We start from the raw sequence: 21782 nt of genomic DNA on the forward strand, positions 1-21782 counted from the left end.
ACGACCATGCAGGACGCACAGGGAGCCGGGCTCGACGCGGCGTGGGCGACGGCGTGGATCCGCCGCGCCGCCGAGTCGATCGCGGAGCACCGGGTCGAGCTGATCACGCTCGACCGGGCGATCGGCGACGGGGACCACGGCGAGAACATGGACCGCGGCTTCCAGGCCGTGGTCGCGAAGCTGGACGCGGCGCCGGAGCAGGGGCTCCCGGCGGACGTGCTCAAGCTGGTCGCGACGACGCTCATCTCCACCGTCGGCGGCGCCTCGGGCCCGCTGTTCGGCACGGCGTTCCTGAAGGCCTCCGCCGCGGTCGCGGGCGAGGACGCGCTCGAGGGTGCGGACGTCGCAGCGCTCCTGGCCGCGGCGAGGGACGGCATCGTGCTCCGCGGCAAGGCCGAGGTGGGCGACAAGACGATGGTGGACGCGTGGACGCCGGCGGTCGACGCGGCCGCGGCCGCCGCCGAGGAGGGAGCGGCTCCGGCCGACGTCCTCGCCGCGGCGGCGGAGGCGGCGCAGAGGGGAGCGGAGTCGACGGACCCGCTGGTCGCCCGCAAGGGACGCGCCAGCTACCTCGGCGAGCGCGCCATCGGGCACCGTGATCCCGGCAGCGTGTCGACCGTTCTCCTGCTCCGCGCAGCAGCCGAGGCGGCGGCGTGAGCGTCGGGCTGGTCCTGGTCTCGCACAGCGCGCATCTGGCGGAGGGGCTGGTCGAGCTCGCGGAGCAGATGGCGGCCTCGGTCGCGCTGGTCGCCGCGGGCGGGACGGACGACGGCGGCATCGGCACCAGCTTCGACCGCATCACGGCGGCCCTGGCGGAAGCGGACTCCGGCGAGGGGGTCGTCGTCCTCTGCGACCTCGGCTCGGCGATCATGACGGCGGAGACCGCGGTCGAGTTCCTCGACGACGACGCGCGCGCCCGGGTCCGGATCGCCGACGCCCCGCTGGTGGAGGGGGCGGTCGCGGCCGCCGTCGCCGCGGGCACGGGGGCGTCGCTGGACGAGGTGCTCGCCGCCGCGGAGTCGGCCCGGGGCGAGGCGCTCGCTGCTCCCGCCGAGGAGGCCTCGCCCGGTGACGAGCGCGTGCAGCGCCGCGTCCGCCTCATCAACCCGAACGGCCTGCACGCTCGTCCCGCGGCCGACTTCGTCACGCTCGCCGCCACCTTCGACGCCCGGATCGACGCGAACGGCAAGGACGCCACGAGCCTGCTCGGCGTGATGTCGCTGGGGCTCGACCGCGGGGACGAGGTCGTCCTCTCGGCGTCGGGGCCGCAGGCCCACGAGGCGGTCGGCCGGCTCGGCGATCTGGTCGAGTCGGGCTTCGGCGAGGTGTAGCGCGCCGTCGACCGGTCCAGGGACCGCGGAGGCGCCTCCTCCTACGCTGAGCGCATGGCCCTCCGCGGAACCCGACCCCCGTCCGTCCTGCTCCGCCGACTCGTCACCGTCCCGCGCGTCGTGCGCCGGGCGGACGCTCGTGCGGCCCGGCGGCTGAACGCCCGTCGCCCGTCGACCGTCGTCGACGGGGCGCTCGTGGGGCTCTCCCGGGCCGCGGACCACGGAGTCCTCTGGGCCGGCGTCGGCGTTCTGCTGCTCCTGGCGGGCCGTCCCCGCGAGGCTCTGCGGGGGACCGCCTCGCTCGCCGCGGCCAGCGCGCTCGCGAACCTGGTCGGCAAGCGCGTGTTCGGCGGCGACCGGCCGCTCCTCGTCGACGTCCCGGTCGGCCGGCGTCTGGCGACGGTGCCGACGTCGGCGTCCTTCCCCTCGGGGCACGCGGCGAGCGCCGCCGCCTTCGCCGCCGGGGTCGCGCTCGAGTCGCCCCGAGTGGGGGCGGCGGTCGCCCCGCTCGCCGCCGCCGTGGCCTTCTCCCGCCTGCACGTCGGCGTCCACTGGCTCTCGGACGTCCTCGGCGGCGCGGCGCTCGGCGCGGCGGTCGCGGTCGTCGGCCGAGCCGTCCTGCCGGCCGAGCCGCGCCACGTGCCCGTCTCGGAGCGCGCGACCCGGCCCCCCGTCGACCGCAGCCCGCTGGGGGACGGCGCCGCCCTCCTCGTGGTCCTCAACCCCGGCGCGGGCCGGGACTCGCACCGCCCCGATCCCGAGCCGCTGGTCCGAGCCCGGTTCCCGAAGGCGCGCGTGCACCGGCTGACCGAGGGGGAGGACCTCGCCGACGTGGTGCGCGAGGCGCGCTCGGGGGACTCTCCGCCCCGGGTGCTCGGGATCTACGGCGGGGACGGGACCATGTCGGTCGGTGCCGCTCTCGCCCGCGCCGAGGGGATGACGCTGCTCGTGCTGCCGGGCGGGACCATGAACCACTTCGCGAAGGCGCTGGGGCTGCTCACCGTCCAGGACGCGCTCGACGCGGCGACGATCGGCGAGCGCCGCGACGTCGACGTGGCCGAGGTCGTCGCGGACGGGGGAGACCCGGTCACGGTGCTCAACACGGTCTCGATCGGCGTCTACCCGGAGTTCGTCGCGGTCCGCGAGAAGCGCGAGAAGCGGATCGGGAAGCCGCTCGCCGCCGTGATCGCGGCCCTCTCGGTCGTGCGGCGCACCGATCCGTTCGAGCTCCGGCGCGACGGGCGCACGCAGCTCGTCTGGTCGTACTTCGTCGGGGTGAACCAGGAGCACCCGCGCACGGCCGCCCCGCTCGCCCGGCGTCGGCTCGACGACGGCCACCTCGACGTGCGCATCCTGCACTCAGGACGGACTCCTCGCACCCGGGGAGCGTTCTCGCTCCTGCTCGGCCGTACGGCGACCCCGGTGGTCGGCCGTGTGCCCGGCTGGCGGGCACCGGTGGTGGAGTCGTTCTCGACGCCGGAGATCACCGTCGGCGCGCGCCGACCCGCGGGGGACGACCCCGAGTGGGCGCACGACGGCGAGACCGAGCGCTTCGACGGCTCCCGCGACGGATTCGACGAGGCCGTGGTGCGGATCGTGCCGCTGGGCCTGCGGGTCTACGCGACCGCGGACTAGGGGGCGGTGCCGGCCCGGTCCCCGCCGTCCGGATCCGCCAGCAGTTCGGCCAGCGCGTCGAGGGCGGCGACCTGCCCGGCCACCACCAGCGAGCGGGCCTCGTCGAGCGGGTGCCACCGGGCGTCCTCCAGCTCGGGGAAGCTGCGCAGCACGCCGGAGCCCCGCGGCCACTCCAGCTCGAAGGTGTTGCTCGCGACGAAGGCGGTGTCCGCGTGTCCGCGCCCGGCGAAGACCGTGACGGTCTTGGCCGCGCTCTGCCGGAACGCGCCGAGGAGGGTCAGCTCACCGACGGGCGGAGGAGCGCCGGTCTCCTCCTCGAACTCGCGGCGCGCGGCGTCCAGCGGCGTCTCGTCGCCCGTGTGCACGCCCTTCGGGATCGTCCACGCGCGGGGGCGCCGGGTCCAGAAGGGGCCGCCCATCCGCCCGAGGAACACCTCGGTGCCGGAGGGGCCCTCGCGGTGCAGCAGGATCCCCGCGCTCGTCACCGCGGCCATCGCGTCTCTCCGGTCATCCCGCCATCCTGCCCCGCGCCCGTGGAAGGATCGGCAGGACCCGCCCGCGACCGCACGGAGTGAACCATGCACGACCAGGAGATCCTCCGACAGCTGCGCGACGCGCTCGGCGACGCGGTCCTGACCGAGGGCCCCGGGTTCGAGGCCGTGCACACCGACAAGTCGGGCTTCTCCGCACCGGGTCGCGCGCTCGCGCTCGTCGCTGCCCGCTCGGTCGAGGACGTGCAGGCGGCGCTGCGCATAGCGACGGAGCACCGGCTCCCGGTCGTGCCGCGCGGAGCGGGAACGGGCCTCGCTGCCGGGGGAGTGGCGAGCGAGGGGGCGCTCGTCCTCTCGACCGCCGCGATGGACCGCATCCTCGAGGTGTCGCTCGAGGACGAGCTGGCGGTCGTCGAGCCCGGGGTCATCAATCAGGCGCTGTCGGACGCCGTCGCTCCACACGGCCTCGTCTTCTCGCCCGACCCCGCGAGCCGCGCGATCTCGAGCATCGGCGGCAACATCGCGACGAACGCCGGGGGGCTGCTGTGCGCCAAGTACGGCGTGACCCGGGAAGCGGTGCTCGGGTTGACGGTCGTCCTCCCCGACGGACGACTGCTCCGCACCGGCCGCCGCAGCGTGAAGGGAGTCACCGGGTACGACCTCACCGCGCTCCTGACCGGCTCCGAGGGGACGCTGGGCGTCATCGTGGAGGCCACCGTGAAGCTCCGCCCGATCCCGACCGGGCGCGTGGTCACGGTCGGCGCGTACTTCCCGAGCGTCGTCGCCGCGGCCGCCGCCTCCGCCGCGATCACCGCCGCGCGGCTCCGTCCCGCGGTGATGGAGCTGATGGACGAGGCGGCGCTCGCCGCGATCTCGCGCTACACCGGAGCGAGCCTGGACCGCGGTGCCGCCTACCTCCTCGTCCAGACGGACGGCGGAGGAGCGGCGGAGGAGTCGCAGCGCGTCCTCGAGATCGTGACCGCCTCCGGGGGCGCCGCCGAGGCGACCGAGGACCCGGCCGAGGGTGAGGCTCTGCTGGCCGTCCGCCGGGCCTTCCACCCGGCGCTCGAGGCGGAGGGCCGCGTGCTGATCGAGGACGTCTGCGTGCCCCGCTCCGCGCTGCCGGCGATGTTCGCGGCGATCCGCGGCATCGAGGAGCGGACGGGGCTCAGCATCCCCACCGTCGCCCACGCGGGGGACGGGAACCTCCACCCGAACTTCGTGCTGCCCGCGGGGGACGGACCCGTGGGGGAGGACGTCTGGGACGCCGCCGCGGAGCTCTTCCGCACGGCCCTGGCCCTCGGCGGCACGCTCACGGGCGAGCACGGCGTGGGACTGCTCAAGCAGCGCTGGCTGGCGGAGGAGCTGGGCGAGGACTCGCTGGCGCTCCAGCGCGGGATCAAGGCCGTGTTCGACCCGCTGGGGATCATGAACCCGGGGAAGGTCTTCTGAGGAGGGCGCCCCGGGCTACCGCAGCTCGGCCGTGATCATCGAGGCGGTGAGCACGATCGTCGCCGCGGACATGAGCCAGTAGAGGACCGTCTCGCGCCAGGACCCGGAGGAGCCCAGGACGGGCAGCGCGGCGTAGCCTCCGGTGGTCCAGACGTGGCGCAGCGGTGTCCGGCGCAGGCGCCGCGGCAGGCGCACGCGCAGCGGCCACAGCCAGTTGATCCCGCCGGTCGTGAGGGCGTCGCCGGCCACGTGCACGAGGTAGCCCAGCGTCGCGGCGACCCGGAGCCACGCCCAGGTGCCGTCGGCGAGCGCGACGAGCAGGACCGTGACGACCGTCGCCCCGGCCCAGGCGATGCGCCAGGAGGGGGCGGCCCGGACGGCCTTCGCGGCGAAGGCGAGGGCGGGCAGCGTGAGCACGGCGGCCACGGCGACGGGACCGACGACCGGCACCGGGAAGCGCAGCGCCGTGAGCACCGGCACCAGGTACCAGACGACGGCGACCGCGAGCAGCGAGTGCATCCCGTGCCGGTGCCCTCCGCTGATCCGGCCCGCGGTCGCGGTGAGCAGGGAGACGGCCGGCGCCGAGCGGGAGACGGTCGCGCTCGCGTGGTCCGCGTCGGGCACCAGGGCCCAGCCGGCGGCGACTCCGAGGCCGACCAGTCGGAGGTCGAGCGGGAGACCCGCGAGGCCGAGGGGCCCGGCGACGGCGGGCACGGAGGCGGCGACGGCCCAGGCGAGCGCACCGGAGACGGCGTGCGAGCGGCCCATCATCGCGGGTCGGCTCCTTCGACTGGGCGCTGCGAGGCCGGAGGACTACCGCGGCGGGACGAGAGAACCCCCGGCCGAGTGCGTGAGCACGGACCGGGGGTGAGGGTGGGCGATACCGGACTCGAACCGATGACCTCTTCCGTGTGAAGGAAGCGCGCTACCAACTGCGCCAATCGCCCAGGGGGACGTGCTGGACGACCCGAGAGACGATCGTAGCGGATCCGCGGGGCCCGGATGCACCGCCGACGCCCGCCACGCCCGGGTGAACGGACGGCGACGAGCCGGTTTCGCGCGGAAAGACGCGGATCGGACTCCGAGCGGCGGGATCGGCGTCCGCTCGATTTGGATTCCGGCGCCGCTGTCGTATACATTCTTCTAGGTCGAGCCGGGCAGCGAAAGCGCCGGACAGACAGCAAGACAGCACGACACGCAAAACGGCAACACCAGTACGACCTACATGCGGATGTGGCGCAGCGGTAGCGCATCACCTTGCCAAGGTGAGGGTCGCGAGTTCGAATCTCGTCATCCGCTCGAACACCGGTCCTCGGACCGGCGTCATCGGGACGGCACCCTCGGGTGCCTCCCACCTGGTCGGCCCTCGGGCCGCCGACACCGAATCCCGTACACGGTGGATTGGCCGAGAGGCGAGGCAGCGGCCTGCAAAGCCGTATACACGGGTTCGAATCCCGTATCCACCTCGATCGTTCACCGAACGAGGCGCTCCGCACGGAGCAACGGGCGATTGGCGCAGCGGTAGCGCGCTTCCCTGACACGGAAGAGGTCACTGGTTCGATCCCAGTATCGCCCACCACGAGAACCCCCGGCCCCTGGCCGGGGGTTCTGTCGTTCCCGGCTCCGGCGCTACCCTCGCAGGATGCCCGCCCCGATCCCCGTCGACGACCAGGGCACCCTCCTGCGGCTCGTCTCGCGGGACGACGGACCTGCCCTCGCCGCCGCGTACCGGCGCAACCGCCGGCACCTCGCGCCCTGGGAGCCGACGCGCTCGACCCGCTTCTTCGAGGCGGGGGGCCAGACCGACGCCGTCGCTGACGCACTCGCCGCGCACCGGGCCGGCAGCGTCCTCCCGCTCGTCCTCGACGCGGGCGGCGTGATCGTCGGTCGGCTGACTCTCGCGAACATCGTCCGCGGCGCCTTCGACAGCGGCGATCTCGGCTACTGGCTCGACAGCGGTCTGCAGGGCCGCGGCGTGATGACCCGCGCGGTCGGAGCCGTCCTGCGCACCGCGCGGGAGGATCTGGGGCTGCACCGCGTGCAGGCCGGGACGCTCCTCCACAACGTCGGATCGCAGACCGTGCTGCAGCGCAACGGCTTCGAGCGGATCGGCGTCGCGCGGCGCTACCTGCGGATCGCCGGGGAGTGGCAGGACCACGTCCTCTTCCAGGCGCTGCTCGAGGGCGGCCCGCTCCAGCCTCCGCCGACTCCGCTCGTCTAGGGTGAGCGGCGCCGGCCTTCTCCCGGCGCTCCGAGCGGGAGGGACGCGCCCATGACCACGCGGCACATCGGCGGACGAGAGTTCGACTTCGAGCGGCAGGTGGCCGTGATGGCGGTCGTGAACCGCACACCCGACTCCTTCTACGACAAGGGCTCCACCTTCGCCCTGGACAGCGCCATCGCGGCCGCCGTGCGCGCCGCGGAGCTCGGCGCCGACTGGGTCGACATCGGCGGAGTGCCGTTCGGCCGCGGCCCCGCTGTCACGCTCCAGGAGGAGCTCGACCGGGTCGTCCCCGTCGTGGCGGGCATCGCGGAGCGGAGCGACGTGGTCGTCTCGGTGGACTCGACGAGCGCCGAGGTCGCGCGCGCGAGCATCGCCGCGGGCGCCTCCGTCATCAACGACACGAGCGGGCTGCACGACCCCCGGATGCTCGAGGTCGTCGCCTCCTCCTCCGCCCAGCTCGTCATCACCCACAGCGTGGGCGCTCCCCGCAGCGAGCCGGAGAGACCCGAGTACGACGACGTCGTGGCGACGGTGGTCGACCACCTGCGGAGCCGCGTCGATCGCGCGCTCTCGGGTGGAGTGCCTGCCGGGAGGATCATCGTCGATCCGGGTCACGACCTGAACAAGAACACCCTGCACACGCTCGAGCTCACCCGCCGGCTGGGCGAGGTGGCCGCGCTCGGCCTCCCGGTGCTCGCCGCGGTCTCCAATAAGGACTTCATCGGCGAGGCGCTGGACCGGCCGCAGGGGGAGCGCCTCGAGGGCTCCCTCGCCGCCGCGGTGATCTGCATCCTGAACGGTGCGCGGATCGTGCGCATGCACGACGTGCGCCAGGCGGTGGACGCCGTGCGGATGACGGAGGCGGTGCTGGGTTGGCGGGCGCCCGCCTTCCTCCGCCACAACGTGGAGCCGGCGGCGTGAGCGCCCGCATCGACGGCCTGTCGCCGGCCGGGCAGGACCTGTCCGACGAGGCTCTGCTGGCCCTCTACGCGGACGGGGCGGGCGAGGAGTGGCTCCGGGTCAACTTCGTCGCGAGCGTCGACGGAGCGGTCACCCGTGACGGCGTCTCGGGCGATCTCGGGGGCGCGGCGGACCTGCGCGTGTTCGACCTGCTCCGCCGGCTCGCCGACGTCGTGCTCGTCGCGGCCGGCACGGTGCGGACCGAGGGCTACGGCCCGATGGTGCTGAGCGACGAGTCCGTGCGGGCCCGGCTCGGCACCGGGCTCGCCCCGCAGCCCGTCTTCGCGATCGTCTCGGGGTCGCTCGACCTCGATCCCGCTTCGCGGATCTTCACCGAGGCGCCGGTGCGTCCGATCGTCGTGACCACCGGCTCCTCGTCGGCCCGCCGCCGCGCGGAGCTCGCCGAGGTCGCCGACGTGCTCGTCTGCGGCGACGCACGGCTCGACGCGACGCGGATGCGGGCGCAGCTCGCAGAGCGGGGGCTCGGCAGGATCCACTGCGAGGGTGGTCCGTCGCTGCTCGGGACCCTGCTCGCCGCGGACGCCGTCGACGAGCTCTGCCTGACCGTCGCTCCGACGCTCGAGGCGGGGGACTCCGGGAGGCTCGCCCGCGGCGACGTCCCCGGACCTCGCCCGCAGCACCTGGCGCACGTGCTCAGCGCCGGCGACACGCTGCTCCTGCGCTACCTCCGCCGGCGCTGACCCGCCCTACTCGCGGCGCCGCTCGTTCCCGTCGCGCTTGGCCTCGGAGGCCGGACGGGCGGCGATCACGGGGTGGGCGCCGGTGAAGCCGTCCCGGGCGGACGCGATCGCCAGGATGCGCGGCTTCGCGACGTGCCAGCCCACGATCAGGGCGGGCACGCCGACCACCGCGACGATCCCCACGGTCCAGGTGCCGGTCGGGAAGTCGACGGCGATGAGGACCACCACGATCACCAGGAACGCCAGGGTGAGCCACGAGGTCACCGGGGCGCCGGGCATCCGGAAGGACGGGCGCTCCAGGCGCCCCTGGGCCGCCCAGCGCTGCAGCTGCATCTGGCAGAGGACGATCATGCCCCAGCCCGTGACGATGCCCAGCGCCGAGACGTTGAGGACGATCTCGAAGGCCTCGGACGGCACGAAGAGGTTCAGCACGATCCCGATCAGGGTGATGCTCGCCGTGAGCAGGATGCCGCCGTAGGGGACGCCCTGCTTGTTCATCCGGCCGGTGAAGGCGGGGGCGGAGCCGTTGAGCGCCATGGAGCGGAGGATGCGGCCGGTCGAGTAGAGCCCGGCGTTGATGCTGGAGAGCGCGGCCGTCAGCACGACGAAGTTCATGATCGATCCGGCGATCTCGCCCGAGGAGCCGTCGCCCAGCGAGCTGAAGAACGTGACGAACGGGCTCTCGCCCTTCGAGTAGGCCGTGTAGGGCAGCAGCAGCGTCAGCAGCAGCACCGAGCCGACGTAGAAGACGGCGATGCGCAGGATGACCGAGTTGATCGCGCGCGGGATGACCTTCGCCGGCTCCGCGGTCTCGCCCGCCGCCGTGCCGACAAGCTCGACTCCGGAGTAGGCGAACACCACGCCCTGGACGACCAGGACGCTGGCGATCAGGCCACCGGGCAGGATGCCGCCGTTGTCGTTCCAGAGGCTGATCCCGGGGTCCACGGCGACGCCGCCGGACTGCAGCGGCCAGCCCGCGGCGAGCACGACGACGCCGATCACCAGGAAGACCACCAGCGCCGTGACCTTGATCAGCGCGAACCAGAACTCCAGCTCCCCGAAGACCTTGACCGAGACGAGGTTCAGCGAGAGCACGACGACCAGGGCGATGAGTGCGAGGAGCCACTGGGGCACGGAGGAGAAGAGCGACCAGTACTTCACGTACAGGGCCACTGCGGTGACGTCGGCGATCGCGGTCATCGCCCAGTTCAGGAAGTACATCCAGCCGGCGACGAAGGCGGCCTTCTCGCCCAGGAACTCGCGGGCGTAGGAGATGAAGGAGCCCGAGCTCGGCCGGTGCAGGACCAGCTCGCCGAGCGCGCGGAGGATCAGGTAGGCGAAGACGCCGCAGACCGCGTACGCGACGACGAGCGAGGGACCGGCGGTGGCGAGTCGGCCGCCCGCGCCGAGGAAGAGGCCGGTGCCGATCGCGCCGCCGATGGCGATCATCTGCAGCTGCCGGGGCTTGAGCCCGGGACGGTAGCCCTCCTGCTCCTTCGAGAAGTCGGGCTGCACGGGCCCGCGGTCGTCGTCGCTCTGCGTCACGGGGGCTCCCTCGTCACCGGATCGCGCCGGGCGGCTGCTCCGGCACGCCCGTCAGGGTAAGGGCGCGCTGCTCGGAGGAGGCGGGTGGCGCGGTCCGCGGCATGCGGATCCTCTCAGGATCGGGGCGCCTACCCTGGGGGCATGAGCGGTCCGGACCTCGCACGGCAGTTCTCGCTCGACGGCGTCCGGATCCCGTCGCCGGCGAGGCGCCTGAACGGCGGCACCGATCCGGCGCTCGTCTGGCGCAACGAGCTCGACGGGCTGACCTTCCGCGTGGACGCCGGGTACCTGAAGTGGAATCCCCGGTCCACGGGCGTCGACCTCCGTCGCGAGATCGCGCGTCTGCGCTGGCTGGAGGGGCGGATCGTCGCGCCCCGGATCCTGGAGGCGGGCGAGGACGAGGAGGGGCAGTGGCTCCTCACCGCACCGCTGCCCGGGCGGAGCGCCGTCGACCCGGAGTGGACAGCCCGGCCGGAGGAGGCCGTCCGCGCGATCGCGGCCGGCATGCGGGCGGTCCACGCGCTCCCCGTCGACGCGGTGCCCGAAGAGCTGCGCGGCGACTCCTGGTTCGCGCGCCGGCCGTCGGCGCTCGGCGCGGCTCCGGAGTTCGTGGACCCCGTCGTGGTGCACGGCGACGCGTGCGCTCCGAACACGCTCGTCGACGACGACGGACGCTGGAGCGGCACGGTCGACGTCGGCGACCTGGGCGTGGGCGACCGCTGGGCGGATCTGGCGGTCGCCGCGGTCAGCCTCGGCTGGAACTACGGCCCCGGCCACACCCCGCTGCTCCTCGCGGAGTACGGAGCGGATCCGGACGACGAGCGCGCGGCCTACTACCGCGCGCTCTGGTCGTCCGAGTCCTGAGTCACTTCTTCTTCGCGGCCTCGTCGTCCTGGGCCGTGCCCTGGTCGCTGCGGTTCTCGCTCGCCAGCCGCAGCCAGCGCCCGTCGCGGACGTCCTTCTCGTGCACGGCCGCCTTCTTGTCGCTCGCGGCGGTGTCGCGCGGGGGGAGCTGGATGGTCTCCTCCGCCTCGATGCCCGCCTGCAGCTCGCGTTCGCGCTCGAGCTCGGCGTCGAACTCCGCGCCGAAGAGCAGGGCGATGTTGGTGATCCAGATCCAGAGGAGGAAGACGATCACCGCGCCGAGCGAGCCGTAGGTCTTGTTGTAGTTGGAGAAGTTGGCCACGTAGAACGCGAAGCCGGTCGAGGCGATCAGCCAGATCGCCAGGGCGACGATCGATCCGATGCTGATCCAGCGGAACTTCGGCTGGCGGATGTTGGGCGCCCAGTAGTAGAGGATCGCGACGATCACGATCGCGATGACCACGAGCACCGGCCATTTCGCGATGTTCCACACGGTGAGGGCGGCGGGGCCGAGGCCCACGACGTCGCCGACGGCGGTCGCGACCGGTCCGCTGAGCACGAGGATGAGCGCCGCGATCACGATCAGGACGACCGTCACCACGGTCACGCCGAGCATCGTCGGGCGGAGCTTCCAGAAGGGGCGCCCCTCGTCGATCTGGTAGACGCGGTTCATCGCGCGGCCGAAGGCGCCGACGTAGCCGGAGGCGGACCAGATCGCTCCGACGACACCGGTCACGAAGGCGAGACCCGCGGCGGAGGAGCTGGTCAGCGCCTGGATCGGGTCGCGCAGCAGGTCGACGACCTCGCTCGACGCGAGGTTCCCGATCAGGTCGAGGACCAGATCGGTGGTGGCCTGCGCCTGGCCGAAGAGCCCCAGCACCGACACGATCGCGAGCAGGGCGGGGAAGAGCGCGAGCACGGCGTAGTAGGTGAGCGCGGCGGCGAGGTCGGTGCACTGGTCCGCGCCGAACTCGCGGGCCGTCTTCTTGAGGACGTAGAACCAGGAGCGCTTGGTGATGTCGGTGACGTCGTCGGGCTTCCGGGAATCGTCGGGATCGGGCGCTGTCTTCTCGCGGGTCGTGCTCTGCTCGGCCATGCGGACACGCTACGGGGCCGACAGTCGTCGGACGGCCCCCTTGACGGCGCGGCCGGTCGTGTCGCGGGTCAGGCCCGGCGCTGGCGCGCAGCGGCGAGGGTGCCGAAGAGGAGGAAGGAGCAGGTCGCGGCGAGGACGGTCAGCAGGGGAGCCTCCCAGCCGCCGCTCGCGTCGTGCGCGAAGCCGATGACGGTCGGGGCGGTGGCGGCCACGGCGTAGCCGATCCCCTGCACCGTGGCCGAGAGCCGCGACGCATGGGCGTCGGAGCGGGAGAGCCGCACGACGAGCACGAAGACCACCGTGAATCCTCCGCCCTGGGCCGCGCCGCCCAGCACGCACCAGAGCGCCCAGAGCTGCGGGGCGAGCAGCAGCCCCGCCGGCACTGTGCACCAGAGGAGGCCGACGAGCACGATGCTCCCCAGGGGTCCGAGCCTCCGGACCAGGAGCGGGACGCCGAGGGCGCCGGCGACCGCGGCGAGCTGGAACACCGAGGCGCTCGCGCCCGCGGTCGCGATCGAGAAGCCGTTGCGGTCGACGAGCAGCGAGGGGAGCCACGCCGTCACTCCGTAGTACGAGAACGCCTGGCTCGAGAAGCAGAGCGCGAGCGCCAGCACGGTCGCGCTGCGGAAGATCCGCGGAGCCGGTGCGGCCGGTGCGCGGTCGGCGCGGGACGGGCGGGGAGTCGGACCCAGGGCCGCCCGAGGCCCCACGGCCACGAGCCAGCCGGCCAGAGCGAGGGCGTTGAGGGCGAGCCAGACGAGCAGGGCGCCTCGCCAGCCGAGGGTTAGAGCGAGCGGAGCGGTGCCGAGCGAGGTGATCGTCGAGCCGATGTTGAGGGCCGCGGTGTAGACGCCCGTCGTGAGGTCGACGCGCTCGGGAGCGACGTCCCGCCGGATCACGACGGGGAGGACGACGTTGCCGATCGTGATGGAGACGCCGATCAGGATGGTGCCCGCCACGGCCGGTCCCACGTCGCCGATCGATCGGACGATCGTGCCGAGCGCGACGCCGATCAACGTGACGGTCACGGCGGCGTCGGGTCCCGCGCGGCGGATCACCAGGAGGGCGAGCGGAGTCGCCAGGGCGAAGCAGAGCACGGGGATGCTGGTGAGGACCCCCGCCTGGCCCGCGGACAGCGCGAGGTCCTCGCGCACCGCGTCGATGATGGGCGCGACGGCGACGATCGGACCGCGCAGGACCAGCGCGACCAGGGCGACCGCCACGACGAGGAGCCAGGGAGCGCTCCGGCGCGCGGTCATCGGGGCGTCGAGGGCCGCGGCACCCCGGTCAGCCGGCCAGGCCGGGGACCCCGGCCGAGAGGTTGCCGACGATGGTGAAGACGCCCGACACCAGACCGAGGATCCCGGTGACGAGTCCGGCCGTCGCGAGCCCGCGACCGCCTCCGACGAGCGGTGCGGCCGCCCGGCCCTTCGCCGAGAAGACGATGGCGAGGATCGAGGGGATCAGCAGCGGATTGATCAGCAGGCTCAGGACGCCGAGCACGAGGCTCGCGATCGCCATGGGGTTGCGGCCCGCCGCGGAGGACGGGGCGGACGGATAGGCGTACAGCTCCTGCTCCGGAGCGCCCGGGGGCGTGCCGTAGGCGGGAGCGGGCGCCGAGGAGGACGGGCGGGACCGGTCCGTCCACGCCGCGCCGTCCCAGTAGAGCTCCGAGCCGAGGTCGGCCGGATGCGGGTACCACCCGGGCGCGGGCAGCGGAGCGGAGTCGTCGGGCATGGGGCGAGTCTAGAGCGGCGCCAATCAGCTCTTGGGCTGCTCGATGCCGAGCGCGTTCCCGTCGGGATCGAGGATCCAGGACGCCCAGACGCTGCCGCGGTCGGCCACGCCGTTCTCGGTGCGCAGCTCGTCGCTGTCGTAGTCCTCCGGAGCCACGCCCCGAGCCGCCAGCGCGTCCAGCTCGGCGCGCAGGTCGGCCACCCGCCAGGCGGCCTTGGTCTGCTCGTCCTTCGAGCCCGTGGTGCTGGCGGTGACGGTGAGCCGCGTGCCGCCGCAGGAGTAGGCGATCGCCGACTCGCTCTCCTCGAGGACCTCCAGTCCCAGGGAGCCGGCGTAGAAGGCGCGGGAGGCGGCGAGGTCGCGGGAGAGCAGAACGGGGCCGATGGGGGAGTCGGAGAGCACGGTGAGTCCTTTCGTCGGTGGGCCTCCAGTCGACGCCCGCTGCGGCCCGGCGCGGAAGGGGTTGCCACCGGGCCGGCCGGAGGGAGCTGGCGCGGCAGAATGGCCTCGGCCGTGCCCGCCGCGCGGCCGGGAGGAGCCCTCATGAGCTGGACCATCGACGAGGTGGCGTGGACCCACCCGGACGCCGAGCGTCTGCGCGACGCGCAGCGGTGCGAGCTCGACGAGCGCTACGGCAACGACGACCACGAGCCCGGCACGCCGCCCTCGGCCGACGACGTGCCCGTCTTCCTCGTCGCCCGCGACGCGAGCGGCACGGCGGTGGCCTGCGGCGGACTGCGGCCTCTCGACGACGACGTCCTCGGACTGGGGGCGATCGAGGTGAAGCGGATGTTCGCCGACCGCGCCGCCCGCGGCACCGGAGCGGCCACGGCCGTCCTGCGCGCGCTCGAGGCGCGGGCGGCCGCTCTGGGCACGACGCGCCTGGTGCTGGAGACCGGGACGCTCCAGCCCGACGCGATGCGGTTCTACCTCCGGGAGGGCTACCACGCCATCCCGCCGTTCGGCGCCTACATCGGGTCCGAGCACTCGGTCTGCTACGCCCGCGATCTCGCTCCCGGCGACTGAGCGTCAGCGGCGCAGGGTCTCCACCGGGTACTCGCCGAAGCGGCGGTGGTACGCCCCCGAGAAGCGGCCCTGGTTGAGGAAGCCCCAGCGCGCGGAGACGGCGCGCACGGTCTCCTCGCCCGGAGCGCCCTCGCGCAGCTCGACGCGCGCCCGGTCGAGACGCACGCCGCGCAGGTAGCCGAGCGGAGTGTCGCCGAAGTACCTCCGGAACGCGGCCTGCAGCGCCCGCGGAGTGAGCCCCGCCGCTGCCGCGATGTCGGACACGGTGACGGGCGACGCGGCGAACGCGTGCAGGAACTCGGCGGCACGCAGCAGGTGCTCGAGCCCCGGCCGCAGCACCTGCGCCGGAACGACGACCGGCCGGTGCGCGAAGGTCGCGAGCAGGTGCAGAGCGACGCCGCGCTCCGCCGCCACGAGCTGCAGCGCGGTCGCCTCGCGGCCCGACCGCAGGACGCCCGCGAAGTCGTCGACCGCCCGCCACCAGCCCGGTAGTGCCGACGCGGAGGCGATCGAGCGGTGGTCGAAGACGAGCGGCAGCGGCACGCCGTCGCCGGCCTCGGACGCGACCTGCTCGAGGAGGCCGGCGGCCACGTGCACGAGCCGCTGCTGGAAGTCGCGGCTGACGAACTCGAACGGACGCGCGCTGGGGAACACGACCGGCCGCCCCGGCAGGTGGACGATCCGATCGCCCTCCGGGTCCACCACGCTCGTGCCAGAGAGGAACCACGAGACGACGTACTCGCCCTCCGGACGCAGCCCCCCGGACACGGAGCCCCGGAACACCGACGTCCGCAGGCTCACGCCCTCGCTCCCGGAGACGTCGTAGCGGAAGGAGAAGGGCCGCTCGACCGGTTCCGTCCGGAATCCCGACCCGCCGTAGCCGTCCGAGTAGAAGCGCCGCGCCTCCTCCAGGTCGGCCCCGGAGCGCGTGAAGCGCTGCAGCGCAGGACCGGCACCCATCGGACCAGGATGCCACCTGGACGGATTGCGCACCGGTCGCCCCCGCGCCCCTCTCCGGGGCACGTCCTGTCGGCAGGGTGACGGGGTCGGACGACACGGACGGAGACGCATGGAGATCAGCGCACGCAGACTCGCGGCACGCGACGCGGTGGCCGTCGTCGCCGTGCTCGCCGCACTCGAGGGGGCGCTCGCCGTGGACTCCCTGCCGCCCGGCCTGGAGGAGGTCCTCCTGCACCAGCTCGAGCGCAGCTCGCTCGTGCTCCCCGGCGCCGACCGGGACGAGCTCGCCTCCGCTCTGCGCGCGCTCGACGCCCGCGTGCGCGACGCGCTCGGGTAGAGGCCGCCGCCGACTACAGTCGAGGGGTCAACCGAGCCCGAGGAGTGCCCGCACGTGTCGAACGAACCGTCGAATCCCGCAGAGAACGAGTCCCACTCGGTCGTCACCGAGGCGGGCACGGGATTCACGCACTTCGCCGACCGGGCCGTGGTCGCGATCCGCGTCAACGGGGAGCTCAAGGACCTCGCCGCCGACGTCGTGCCGGGCGACCGCATCGAGCCGGTGCTCATCTCCTCGCCGGACGGGCTGAACATCCTCCGCCACTCCGCGGCCCACGTGCTCGCACAGGCGGTGCAGCAGATCAACCCGGAGGCGAAGCTGGGCATCGGCCCGCCCGTCACCGACGGCTTCTACTACGACTTCGACGTCGAGGAGCCCTTCACGCCCGAGGCGATGAAGGCGCTCGAGAAGGCGATGGACCGCATCGTCCGCCAGGGCCAGCGGTTCGTGCGCCGCGTCGTCTCCGAGGAGGAGGCGCGCGCCGAGCTCGCCGGCGAGCCCTACAAGCTCGAGCTGATCGGGATCAAGGGCGGGGGAGCCGAGGACGAGAGCGTCGAGGTCGGCGGCGCCGAGCTCACCATCTACGACAACGTCGACCCGCGTTCCGGCGAGACGGTCTGGAAGGACCTCTGCCGCGGCCCGCACCTGCCCAACACCCGCATGATCGGCAACGGCTACGCCCTGACCCGCAACGCTGCCGCCTACTGGCGCGGCTCGGAGAAGAACCCGCAGCTGCAGCGCGTCTACGGCACCGCGTGGCCCACGAAGGACGAGCTGCGCGAGCACCAGGCCCGCCTCGAGGAGGCGGCGCGCCGCGACCACCGCAAGCTCGGCCACGAGCTCGACCTGTTCTCCTTCCCGGACGAGATCGGCTCCGGCCTCGCGGTCTTCCACCCCAAGGGCGGGATGATCCGCTACGAGATCGAGCAGTACATGCGCGAGCAGCTGCTCGCCCACGACTACGAGCTCGTCTACACGCCGCACATCACCAAGGGCGACCTGTTCCTCACGAGCGGGCACCTGCAGTGGTACTCCGAGGGGATGTTCCCCCCGATGCACCTCGACGAGCTGCAGGACGAGGACGGCAACGTCACCCGCCAGGGCCAGGACTACTACCTCAAGCCCATGAACTGCCCGTTCCACAACCTGATCTTCCGCTCGCGCGGCCGCAGCTACCGCGAGCTCCCGCTGCGCCTGGCCGAGTTCGGCACCGTGTACCGCTACGAGAAGAGCGGCACCCTGCAGGGCCTCACCCGCGTGCGCGGCCTGACCCAGGACGACGCCCACATCTACGTCGCGCAGGAGGACGTGTCGGCCGAGCTGACCCGCAACCTCGAGTTCGTGCTGCAGGTGCTGCGCGACTACGGCCTCGACGACTTCTACCTCGAGCTGTCCACGAACGAGGAGGGCAACCCGAAGTTCGTCGGTGCGCCCGAGCAGTGGGAGGAGGCGATCGAGTCGCTGCGCGCGGTCGCCGTCGCCTCCGGTCTCGAGCTGGTTCCGGATCCGGGAGGAGCGGCTTTCTACGGTCCGAAGATCTCGGTGCAGGCGCGCGACGCCATCGGCCGCACCTGGCAGATGTCGACCATCCAGCTCGACTTCAACCAGCCCGAGCGCTTCGAGCTCGAGTACACGGCCTCGGACGGCTCGAAGAAGCGGCCCGTGATGATCCACCGCGCGCTCTTCGGCTCCATCGAGCGCTTCTTCGCGATCCTCACCGAGCACTACGCCGGTGCGTTCCCGGTCTGGCTGTCGCCGGTCCAGGTCGTGGGCATCCCGATCGCCGACGAGTACCTGCCCTACCTCGAAGAGGTCGTCGGCGAGCTCAAGCGGTCGGGCATCCGCGCCGAGATCGACTACTCCAGCGACCGGATGCAGAAGAAGATCCGCAACGCCACGCTGCAGAAGGTGCCCTTCCAGATGATCGTGGGGGAGAAGGACCGCGACGCCGGAGCCGTCAGCTTCCGCTTCCGCGACGGCACGCAGGAGAACGGGATCCCGGTCGCCGACGCCGTCGCGCGCATCCGCGAGGCCGTCGCCTCGAAGGCGCAGGTCTGAGCGTGAGCGACGGCTGCGCGCCCGAGGGGGCGGAGGGCTCGGCGCACCTCGCCGGGGTTCCCGACGAGTTCCAGCGCCTGTGGACGCCGCACCGGATGGTCTACATCCAGAAGGGGCAGCCCGGAGCCGACGACTGCCCCTTCTGCGTGGCGCCGACGCTGAGCGACGAGGAGGCCCTCATCGTCGCCCGCGGGGAGCACGCCTACGTCCTGCTGAACCTGTTCCCGTACAACTCCGGCCACCTCCTGGTCTGCCCGTACCGGCACATCCCGCTCTACGACGAGGCCACTCCCGAGGAAGTGGCCGAGATCGGAGCGCTCACGCAGACGGCGATGCGCGTCGTCCGCTCGGTCTCGAACAACGACGGCTTCAACCTCGGGATGAACCAGGGCGCGGTCGCGGGAGCGGGGATCGCCGCGCACCTGCACCAGCACGTGGTTCCGCGCTGGGCGACCGACGCGAACTTCTTCCCGATCATCGCCCGCACGAAGGCGCTCCCGCAGCTGCTCGGCGACGTGCGGGCGAGCCTCGCGGCGGCCTGGCCGAGCCTCTAGACCGCCGCCCGGCCCCCTGTCCAGCGCCGCGGACGGCGGGCGCCGTCTCGTAGACTCGGAGCTGCCGTCGGCGGAAGTCGCCGCACAGAACAGGACTCGCGAACATGACCGACACCACCACTCCGTCCTCGTCCGCTCCCGAGCAGTTCGGCTCGAGCCGCGTCAAGCGCGGTCTCGCCGAGATGCTCAAGGGCGGCGTCATCATGGACGTCGTCGACGCCGATCAGGCCCGCATCGCGGAGGACGCCGGCGCGGTCGCCGTCATGGCGCTCGAGCGCGTCCCCGCCGACATCCGCTCGCAGGGCGGCGTCGCACGCATGAGCGACCCCGACCTGATCGACGGCATCGTCTCCGCCGTGTCGATCCCCGTAATGGCGAAGGCGCGCATCGGCCACTTCGTCGAGGCGCAGATCCTGCAGGAGCTCGGCGTCGACTACATCGACGAGTCCGAGGTCCTCTCGCCCGCCGACTACGTGAACCACATCGACAAGTGGAACTTCACCGTCCCCTTCGTCTGCGGAGCGACCAACCTGGGCGAGGCGCTGCGCCGCATCACCGAGGGCGCAGCGATGATCCGCTCGAAGGGCGAGGCCGGCACCGGCGACGTCTCCGAGGCGACCAAGCACATCCGCACGATCTCCGGCGAGGTCAACCGCCTGAAGGCGATGACCAAGGATGAGCTCTACGTCGCCGCGAAGGAGCTGCAGGCCCCCTACGACCTGGTCGTAGAGATCGCCCGGACCGGCAAGCTCCCCGTCGTTCTCTTCACCGCCGGCGGGGTCGCGACCCCGGCCGACGCGGCGCTGATGATGCAGCTGGGCGCCGACGGCGTGTTCGTCGGCTCCGGCGTCTTCAAGTCGGGCGAGCCCGCCAAGCGCGCGGCCGCGATCGTGAAGGCGACCACCTTCTTCGACGACGCGAAGGTCGTCGCGGAGGCCTCGCGCGGCCTGGGCGAGGCGATGGTCGGCATCAACGTGGCCGACGTGCCCGCGCCGCACCGCCTCGCCGAGCGTGGCTGGTAGCGCCGACGCGCCGCTCGCCGGCGCAGGATCGACGCGGGAGTCCCTCGAGGGGCTCCGCGTCGGGGTCCTCGCGCTGCAGGGCGACTTCCGCGAGCACGCGCACGTCCTGCGCGAGCTGGGCGCCGAGGTGGTCCTGGTGCGACGCCCGGAGGAGCTCGCCACCGTCGCGGGGCTGGTCATCCCGGGCGGCGAGTCCACGGTGATGGACAAGCTGTCGCGCCTCTTCGGCCTCGCGGAGCCGGTCGTCGAGGCGATCAGTGCGGGGATGCCCGTCTACGGGACCTGCGCCGGGCTGATCATGCTCGCCGACCGGGTCCTCGACCGCATCGACGGCCAGAGCAGCTTCGGCGGCCTGGACGTGTCGGTCCGGAGGAACGCGTTCGGCAACCAGCTCGACTCCTTCGAGACCGATCTCGACGTGCCGGCCATCGGCGATCCGCCGGTGCACGCGGTCTTCATCCGCGCACCGGTCGTGGAGGAGCTGGGCGAGCGGGCGACCGCGCTCGCCAGTGTCGCCGACGGGCGGGTGGTCGCGGTCGAGCAGGGCAACCTCCTCGGGACGGCGTTCCATCCCGAGATCACCGGCGACTACCGGTTCCACGAGCTGTTCCTGCGGAAGGTCGCGGCGACGCGCTTCGGCGACTGACCCGCTGCCGTCCCCTCCGCCAGGGGTGGACGGTGCGGGACCCGCGGGCCAGGGTGGTCGCATGCCCGAACTCCCCGAGGTCCAGGCCCTCGCCCTCGATCTCGACGCGCGCCTGGGCGGACGCGTCCTCGAGCGGCTCGACGTGTTCGCGATCTCCGCGCTCAAGACCGTCGCCATCCCGCCGTCGGCTCTGTCCGGCGAGACCGTCCACGGAGTATCGCGGCACGGCAAGTTCCTCGACATCGCAGTCGGCGAAGCCCACGTCCTCCTGCACCTCGCCCGCGCCGGCTGGGTCCGCTGGCGGCCCGAGCGGCCGACGGCGCCGGCGAAGCCCGGCCGGGGACCGCTCGCCGCGCGGCTCGTCCTCGACGACGGGTCGGGGTTCGACGTGACGGAGGCCGGCACCAAGAAGAGCCTCGCGCTCTCGATCGTCGCCGATCCGCTCGACGTCCCGGGCGTCGCCCGGCTGGGTCCCGATCCGCTGGACCCGGAGTTCACCGAGGAGATCCTCGGCGCGATCCTCGCCACGGCGGGCAGGGCGCAGGTGAAGGGCGTCCTCCGCGACCAGTCCCGCATCGCCGGCATCGGCAACGCCTACTCCGACGAGATCCTCCACGTGGCGCGCATGTCGCCCTTCAAGCCCGCCGCGCTCACCGCCGACGAGCTGGACCGCCTCTATGCGGCCCTCCGCTACACACTCGAGGAGGCGCTCGCCCGCGCCGAGGGCCTGCACGCGGCCGACCTCAAGCGCGAGAAGAAGCTCGGCATGCGCGTCCACGGCCGCACAGGAGAGGCGTGCCCCGTCTGCGGCGACACGATCCGCCAGGTGGTCTTCCACGACTCCACGCTCCAGTACTGCCCCACCTGCCAGACCGACGGGAGGATCCTCGCCGACCGGCTGCTGTCGCGGCTGATCAGATAGCGAGCCGGTCCCTGCCCGGCTCGCCGCGGTCGGCTCTCGGGGGTGGCTGGGTGGGTGGAGCGGGTCGCGTCCGCCTACAGCGATCCGCTGGCACGCGGATCACTGGTTCGGCTGTGCTTGTGGCGAGCCGGTCCCTGCCCGGCTCGCCGCGGTCGGCTCTCGGGGGTGGCTGGGTGGGTGGAGCGGGTCGCGTCCGCCTACAGCGATCCGCTGGCACGCGG

23 protein-coding genes and 4 tRNA genes are annotated in these 21782 nt (G+C 73.1%); 18 read left to right on the forward strand and 9 right to left on the reverse strand.

All coding sequences use genetic code 11. The features are described 5' to 3' along the window. The first annotated feature begins 6 nt into the window (after positions 1–6). From dhaL to C5C35_RS15185, 3 genes are read left to right on the forward strand one after another with little or no spacing between them, the layout of a single operon-like run. Positions 7–657 carry a dihydroxyacetone kinase subunit DhaL gene (dhaL, locus tag C5C35_RS15175; RefSeq protein WP_104263504.1) on the forward strand — a complete coding sequence of 217 codons (651 nt, stop codon included), beginning with the start codon at positions 7–9 and terminating at the stop codon, positions 655–657. Then, positions 654–1331, forward strand: a complete 678-nt coding sequence (dhaM, locus tag C5C35_RS15180) for a dihydroxyacetone kinase phosphoryl donor subunit DhaM (RefSeq protein WP_104263492.1) — start codon at positions 654–656, stop codon at positions 1329–1331. Before dhaL ends, dhaM begins: the two co-directional genes overlap by 4 nt. Before the next feature lie 54 nt (positions 1332–1385). Next, the gene (locus C5C35_RS15185; protein WP_104263493.1) at positions 1386–2966 is read left to right on the forward strand and encodes a bifunctional phosphatase PAP2/diacylglycerol kinase family protein; all 1581 of its coding nucleotides are present in this window, start codon (positions 1386–1388) and stop codon (positions 2964–2966) included. Here the strand turns inward: C5C35_RS15185 and C5C35_RS15190 are convergent. Next, positions 2963–3460: an NUDIX domain-containing protein gene (locus C5C35_RS15190; RefSeq protein ID WP_104246759.1), complete on the reverse strand. Its 498-nt coding sequence runs from the start codon at positions 3458–3460 to the stop codon at positions 2963–2965. The genes C5C35_RS15185 and C5C35_RS15190 overlap by 4 nt on opposite strands. 84 nt (positions 3461–3544) lie before the next feature. On the opposite strand from C5C35_RS15190, the gene C5C35_RS15195 reads away from it, so the two are divergent. Next, positions 3545–4909, forward strand: a complete 1365-nt coding sequence (locus C5C35_RS15195; protein ID WP_104263494.1) for an FAD-binding oxidoreductase — start codon at positions 3545–3547, stop codon at positions 4907–4909. Between the two features lie 15 nt (positions 4910–4924). Here the strand turns inward: C5C35_RS15195 and C5C35_RS15200 are convergent, their stop codons facing one another. After that, entirely contained in the window at positions 4925–5680 is a 756-nt protein-coding gene (locus C5C35_RS15200; protein WP_104263495.1) for a metal-dependent hydrolase, read from the reverse strand. Positions 5681–5783: 103 nt separating this feature from the next. Further along, positions 5784–5856 (reverse strand) — tRNA-Val (locus C5C35_RS15205). Between the two features lie 280 nt (positions 5857–6136). On the opposite strand from C5C35_RS15205, the gene C5C35_RS15210 reads away from it, so the two are divergent. The 6 genes from C5C35_RS15210 to C5C35_RS15235 all read left to right on the forward strand — a co-directional run bounded on the left by C5C35_RS15210 (position 6137) and on the right by C5C35_RS15235 (position 8794). After that, a tRNA-Gly gene (locus C5C35_RS15210) sits at positions 6137–6208 on the forward strand. Positions 6209–6304: 96 nt separating this feature from the next. Beyond that, a tRNA-Cys gene (locus C5C35_RS15215) sits at positions 6305–6375 on the forward strand. 38 nt (positions 6376–6413) lie between these two features. Beyond that, positions 6414–6488, forward strand: a tRNA-Val gene (locus tag C5C35_RS15220). 63 nt (positions 6489–6551) lie between these two features. Next, positions 6552–7130 (forward strand): GNAT family N-acetyltransferase, encoded by a 579-nt coding sequence (locus tag C5C35_RS15225; protein WP_104225349.1) that lies wholly within the window; start codon positions 6552–6554, stop codon positions 7128–7130. Between the two features lie 51 nt (positions 7131–7181). Beyond that, on the forward strand, positions 7182–8054 hold the full coding sequence (gene folP, locus C5C35_RS15230) for a dihydropteroate synthase (protein WP_104263496.1): 873 nt from the start codon (positions 7182–7184) through the stop codon (positions 8052–8054). Continuing rightward, the gene (locus tag C5C35_RS15235; RefSeq protein ID WP_104251077.1) at positions 8051–8794 is read left to right on the forward strand and encodes a pyrimidine reductase family protein; all 744 of its coding nucleotides are present in this window, start codon (positions 8051–8053) and stop codon (positions 8792–8794) included. Before folP ends, C5C35_RS15235 begins: the two co-directional genes overlap by 4 nt. 6 nt (positions 8795–8800) lie before the next feature. On the opposite strand, the gene C5C35_RS15240 is transcribed toward C5C35_RS15235, so the two are convergent. After that, positions 8801–10339, reverse strand: a complete 1539-nt coding sequence (locus C5C35_RS15240; RefSeq protein ID WP_258066425.1) for an amino acid permease — start codon at positions 10337–10339, stop codon at positions 8801–8803. A gap of 141 nt (positions 10340–10480) precedes the next feature. Between C5C35_RS15240 and C5C35_RS15245 the strand changes: the two genes are divergently transcribed. Next, positions 10481–11203: an aminoglycoside 3'-phosphotransferase gene (locus C5C35_RS15245; RefSeq protein ID WP_104263497.1), complete on the forward strand. Its 723-nt coding sequence runs from the start codon at positions 10481–10483 to the stop codon at positions 11201–11203. Between the two features lies 1 nt (position 11204). Here C5C35_RS15245 and C5C35_RS15250 read toward each other — a convergent pair whose 3' ends face one another. From C5C35_RS15250 to C5C35_RS17070, 4 genes are all read right to left on the reverse strand, one after another. Continuing rightward, the gene (locus tag C5C35_RS15250; RefSeq protein WP_104263498.1) at positions 11205–12299 is read right to left on the reverse strand and encodes a YihY/virulence factor BrkB family protein; all 1095 of its coding nucleotides are present in this window, start codon (positions 12297–12299) and stop codon (positions 11205–11207) included. A gap of 68 nt (positions 12300–12367) precedes the next feature. Continuing rightward, positions 12368–13558 carry a CynX/NimT family MFS transporter gene (locus C5C35_RS15255; protein WP_104263499.1) on the reverse strand — a complete coding sequence of 397 codons (1191 nt, stop codon included), beginning with the start codon at positions 13556–13558 and terminating at the stop codon, positions 12368–12370. Between the two features lie 28 nt (positions 13559–13586). Then, positions 13587–14036, reverse strand: a complete 450-nt coding sequence (locus C5C35_RS15260; protein WP_104251081.1) for a DUF2510 domain-containing protein — start codon at positions 14034–14036, stop codon at positions 13587–13589. 24 nt (positions 14037–14060) lie between these two features. After that, positions 14061–14438: a VOC family protein gene (locus C5C35_RS17070; protein WP_104224632.1), complete on the reverse strand. Its 378-nt coding sequence runs from the start codon at positions 14436–14438 to the stop codon at positions 14061–14063. Between the two features lie 141 nt (positions 14439–14579). Here C5C35_RS17070 and C5C35_RS15270 point away from each other — a divergent pair, with 141 nt between their 5' ends. Beyond that, positions 14580–15062, forward strand: a complete 483-nt coding sequence (locus tag C5C35_RS15270) for a GNAT family N-acetyltransferase (protein ID WP_104263500.1) — start codon at positions 14580–14582, stop codon at positions 15060–15062. Between the two features lie 3 nt (positions 15063–15065). On the opposite strand, the gene C5C35_RS15275 is transcribed toward C5C35_RS15270, so the two are convergent. Further along, positions 15066–16022, reverse strand: coding sequence for an AraC family transcriptional regulator (locus C5C35_RS15275; RefSeq protein ID WP_104263501.1), 957 nt, complete (start codon positions 16020–16022; stop codon positions 15066–15068). A 109-nt stretch (positions 16023–16131) separates the two neighbouring features. Between C5C35_RS15275 and C5C35_RS15280 the strand changes: the two genes are divergently transcribed. The 6 genes from C5C35_RS15280 to C5C35_RS15305 all read left to right on the forward strand — a co-directional run bounded on the left by C5C35_RS15280 (position 16132) and on the right by C5C35_RS15305 (position 21561). Beyond that, positions 16132–16359: a hypothetical protein gene (locus C5C35_RS15280; protein WP_104261680.1), complete on the forward strand. Its 228-nt coding sequence runs from the start codon at positions 16132–16134 to the stop codon at positions 16357–16359. A 147-nt stretch (positions 16360–16506) separates the two neighbouring features. Next, the gene (gene thrS / locus C5C35_RS15285) at positions 16507–18417 is read left to right on the forward strand and encodes a threonine--tRNA ligase (RefSeq protein WP_258066426.1); all 1911 of its coding nucleotides are present in this window, start codon (positions 16507–16509) and stop codon (positions 18415–18417) included. Between the two features lie 2 nt (positions 18418–18419). Beyond that, a complete protein-coding gene (locus tag C5C35_RS15290) occupies positions 18420–18971 on the forward strand; it encodes an HIT domain-containing protein (protein WP_258063230.1) in 552 nt (183 codons plus the stop codon). 104 nt (positions 18972–19075) lie between these two features. After that, positions 19076–19993, forward strand: a complete 918-nt coding sequence (pdxS, locus tag C5C35_RS15295) for a pyridoxal 5'-phosphate synthase lyase subunit PdxS (protein ID WP_104224629.1) — start codon at positions 19076–19078, stop codon at positions 19991–19993. Positions 19994–20066: 73 nt separating this feature from the next. Further along, the gene (gene pdxT, locus C5C35_RS15300; protein WP_244229657.1) at positions 20067–20639 is read left to right on the forward strand and encodes a pyridoxal 5'-phosphate synthase glutaminase subunit PdxT; all 573 of its coding nucleotides are present in this window, start codon (positions 20067–20069) and stop codon (positions 20637–20639) included. Positions 20640–20700: 61 nt separating this feature from the next. Beyond that, positions 20701–21561, forward strand: coding sequence for an Fpg/Nei family DNA glycosylase (locus C5C35_RS15305; RefSeq protein ID WP_104263503.1), 861 nt, complete (start codon positions 20701–20703; stop codon positions 21559–21561). Positions 21562–21782: the final 221 nt, after the last annotated feature.

The organism is Rathayibacter sp. AY1F8, assembly GCF_002932165.1.
In the GTDB taxonomy this organism is placed as follows: domain Bacteria; phylum Actinomycetota; class Actinomycetes; order Actinomycetales; family Microbacteriaceae; genus Rathayibacter.

Coding starts and splice junctions, on each gene's coding strand:
- C5C35_RS15185 (WP_104263493.1), top strand. CDS start 1,386: ATGGCCCTCCGCGGAACCCGACCCCCGTCCGTCCTGCTCCGCCGACTC.
- C5C35_RS15245 (WP_104263497.1), top strand. CDS start 10,481: ATGAGCGGTCCGGACCTCGCACGGCAGTTCTCGCTCGACGGCGTCCGG.
- dhaL (WP_104263504.1), top strand. CDS start 7: ATGCAGGACGCACAGGGAGCCGGGCTCGACGCGGCGTGGGCGACGGCG.
- C5C35_RS15305 (WP_104263503.1), top strand. CDS start 20,701: ATGCCCGAACTCCCCGAGGTCCAGGCCCTCGCCCTCGATCTCGACGCG.
- C5C35_RS15260 (WP_104251081.1), bottom strand. CDS start 14,036: ATGCCCGACGACTCCGCTCCGCTGCCCGCGCCCGGGTGGTACCCGCAT.
- C5C35_RS15190 (WP_104246759.1), bottom strand. CDS start 3,460: ATGGCCGCGGTGACGAGCGCGGGGATCCTGCTGCACCGCGAGGGCCCC.
- C5C35_RS15250 (WP_104263498.1), bottom strand. CDS start 12,299: ATGGCCGAGCAGAGCACGACCCGCGAGAAGACAGCGCCCGATCCCGAC.
- pdxS (WP_104224629.1), top strand. CDS start 19,076: ATGACCGACACCACCACTCCGTCCTCGTCCGCTCCCGAGCAGTTCGGC.
- C5C35_RS15200 (WP_104263495.1), bottom strand. CDS start 5,680: ATGATGGGCCGCTCGCACGCCGTCTCCGGTGCGCTCGCCTGGGCCGTC.
- C5C35_RS15255 (WP_104263499.1), bottom strand. CDS start 13,558: ATGACCGCGCGCCGGAGCGCTCCCTGGCTCCTCGTCGTGGCGGTCGCC.
- folP (WP_104263496.1), top strand. CDS start 7,182: ATGACCACGCGGCACATCGGCGGACGAGAGTTCGACTTCGAGCGGCAG.
- C5C35_RS15275 (WP_104263501.1), bottom strand. CDS start 16,022: ATGGGTGCCGGTCCTGCGCTGCAGCGCTTCACGCGCTCCGGGGCCGAC.
- C5C35_RS15195 (WP_104263494.1), top strand. CDS start 3,545: ATGCACGACCAGGAGATCCTCCGACAGCTGCGCGACGCGCTCGGCGAC.
- C5C35_RS15270 (WP_104263500.1), top strand. CDS start 14,580: ATGAGCTGGACCATCGACGAGGTGGCGTGGACCCACCCGGACGCCGAG.
- C5C35_RS15225 (WP_104225349.1), top strand. CDS start 6,552: ATGCCCGCCCCGATCCCCGTCGACGACCAGGGCACCCTCCTGCGGCTC.
- C5C35_RS15280 (WP_104261680.1), top strand. CDS start 16,132: ATGGAGATCAGCGCACGCAGACTCGCGGCACGCGACGCGGTGGCCGTC.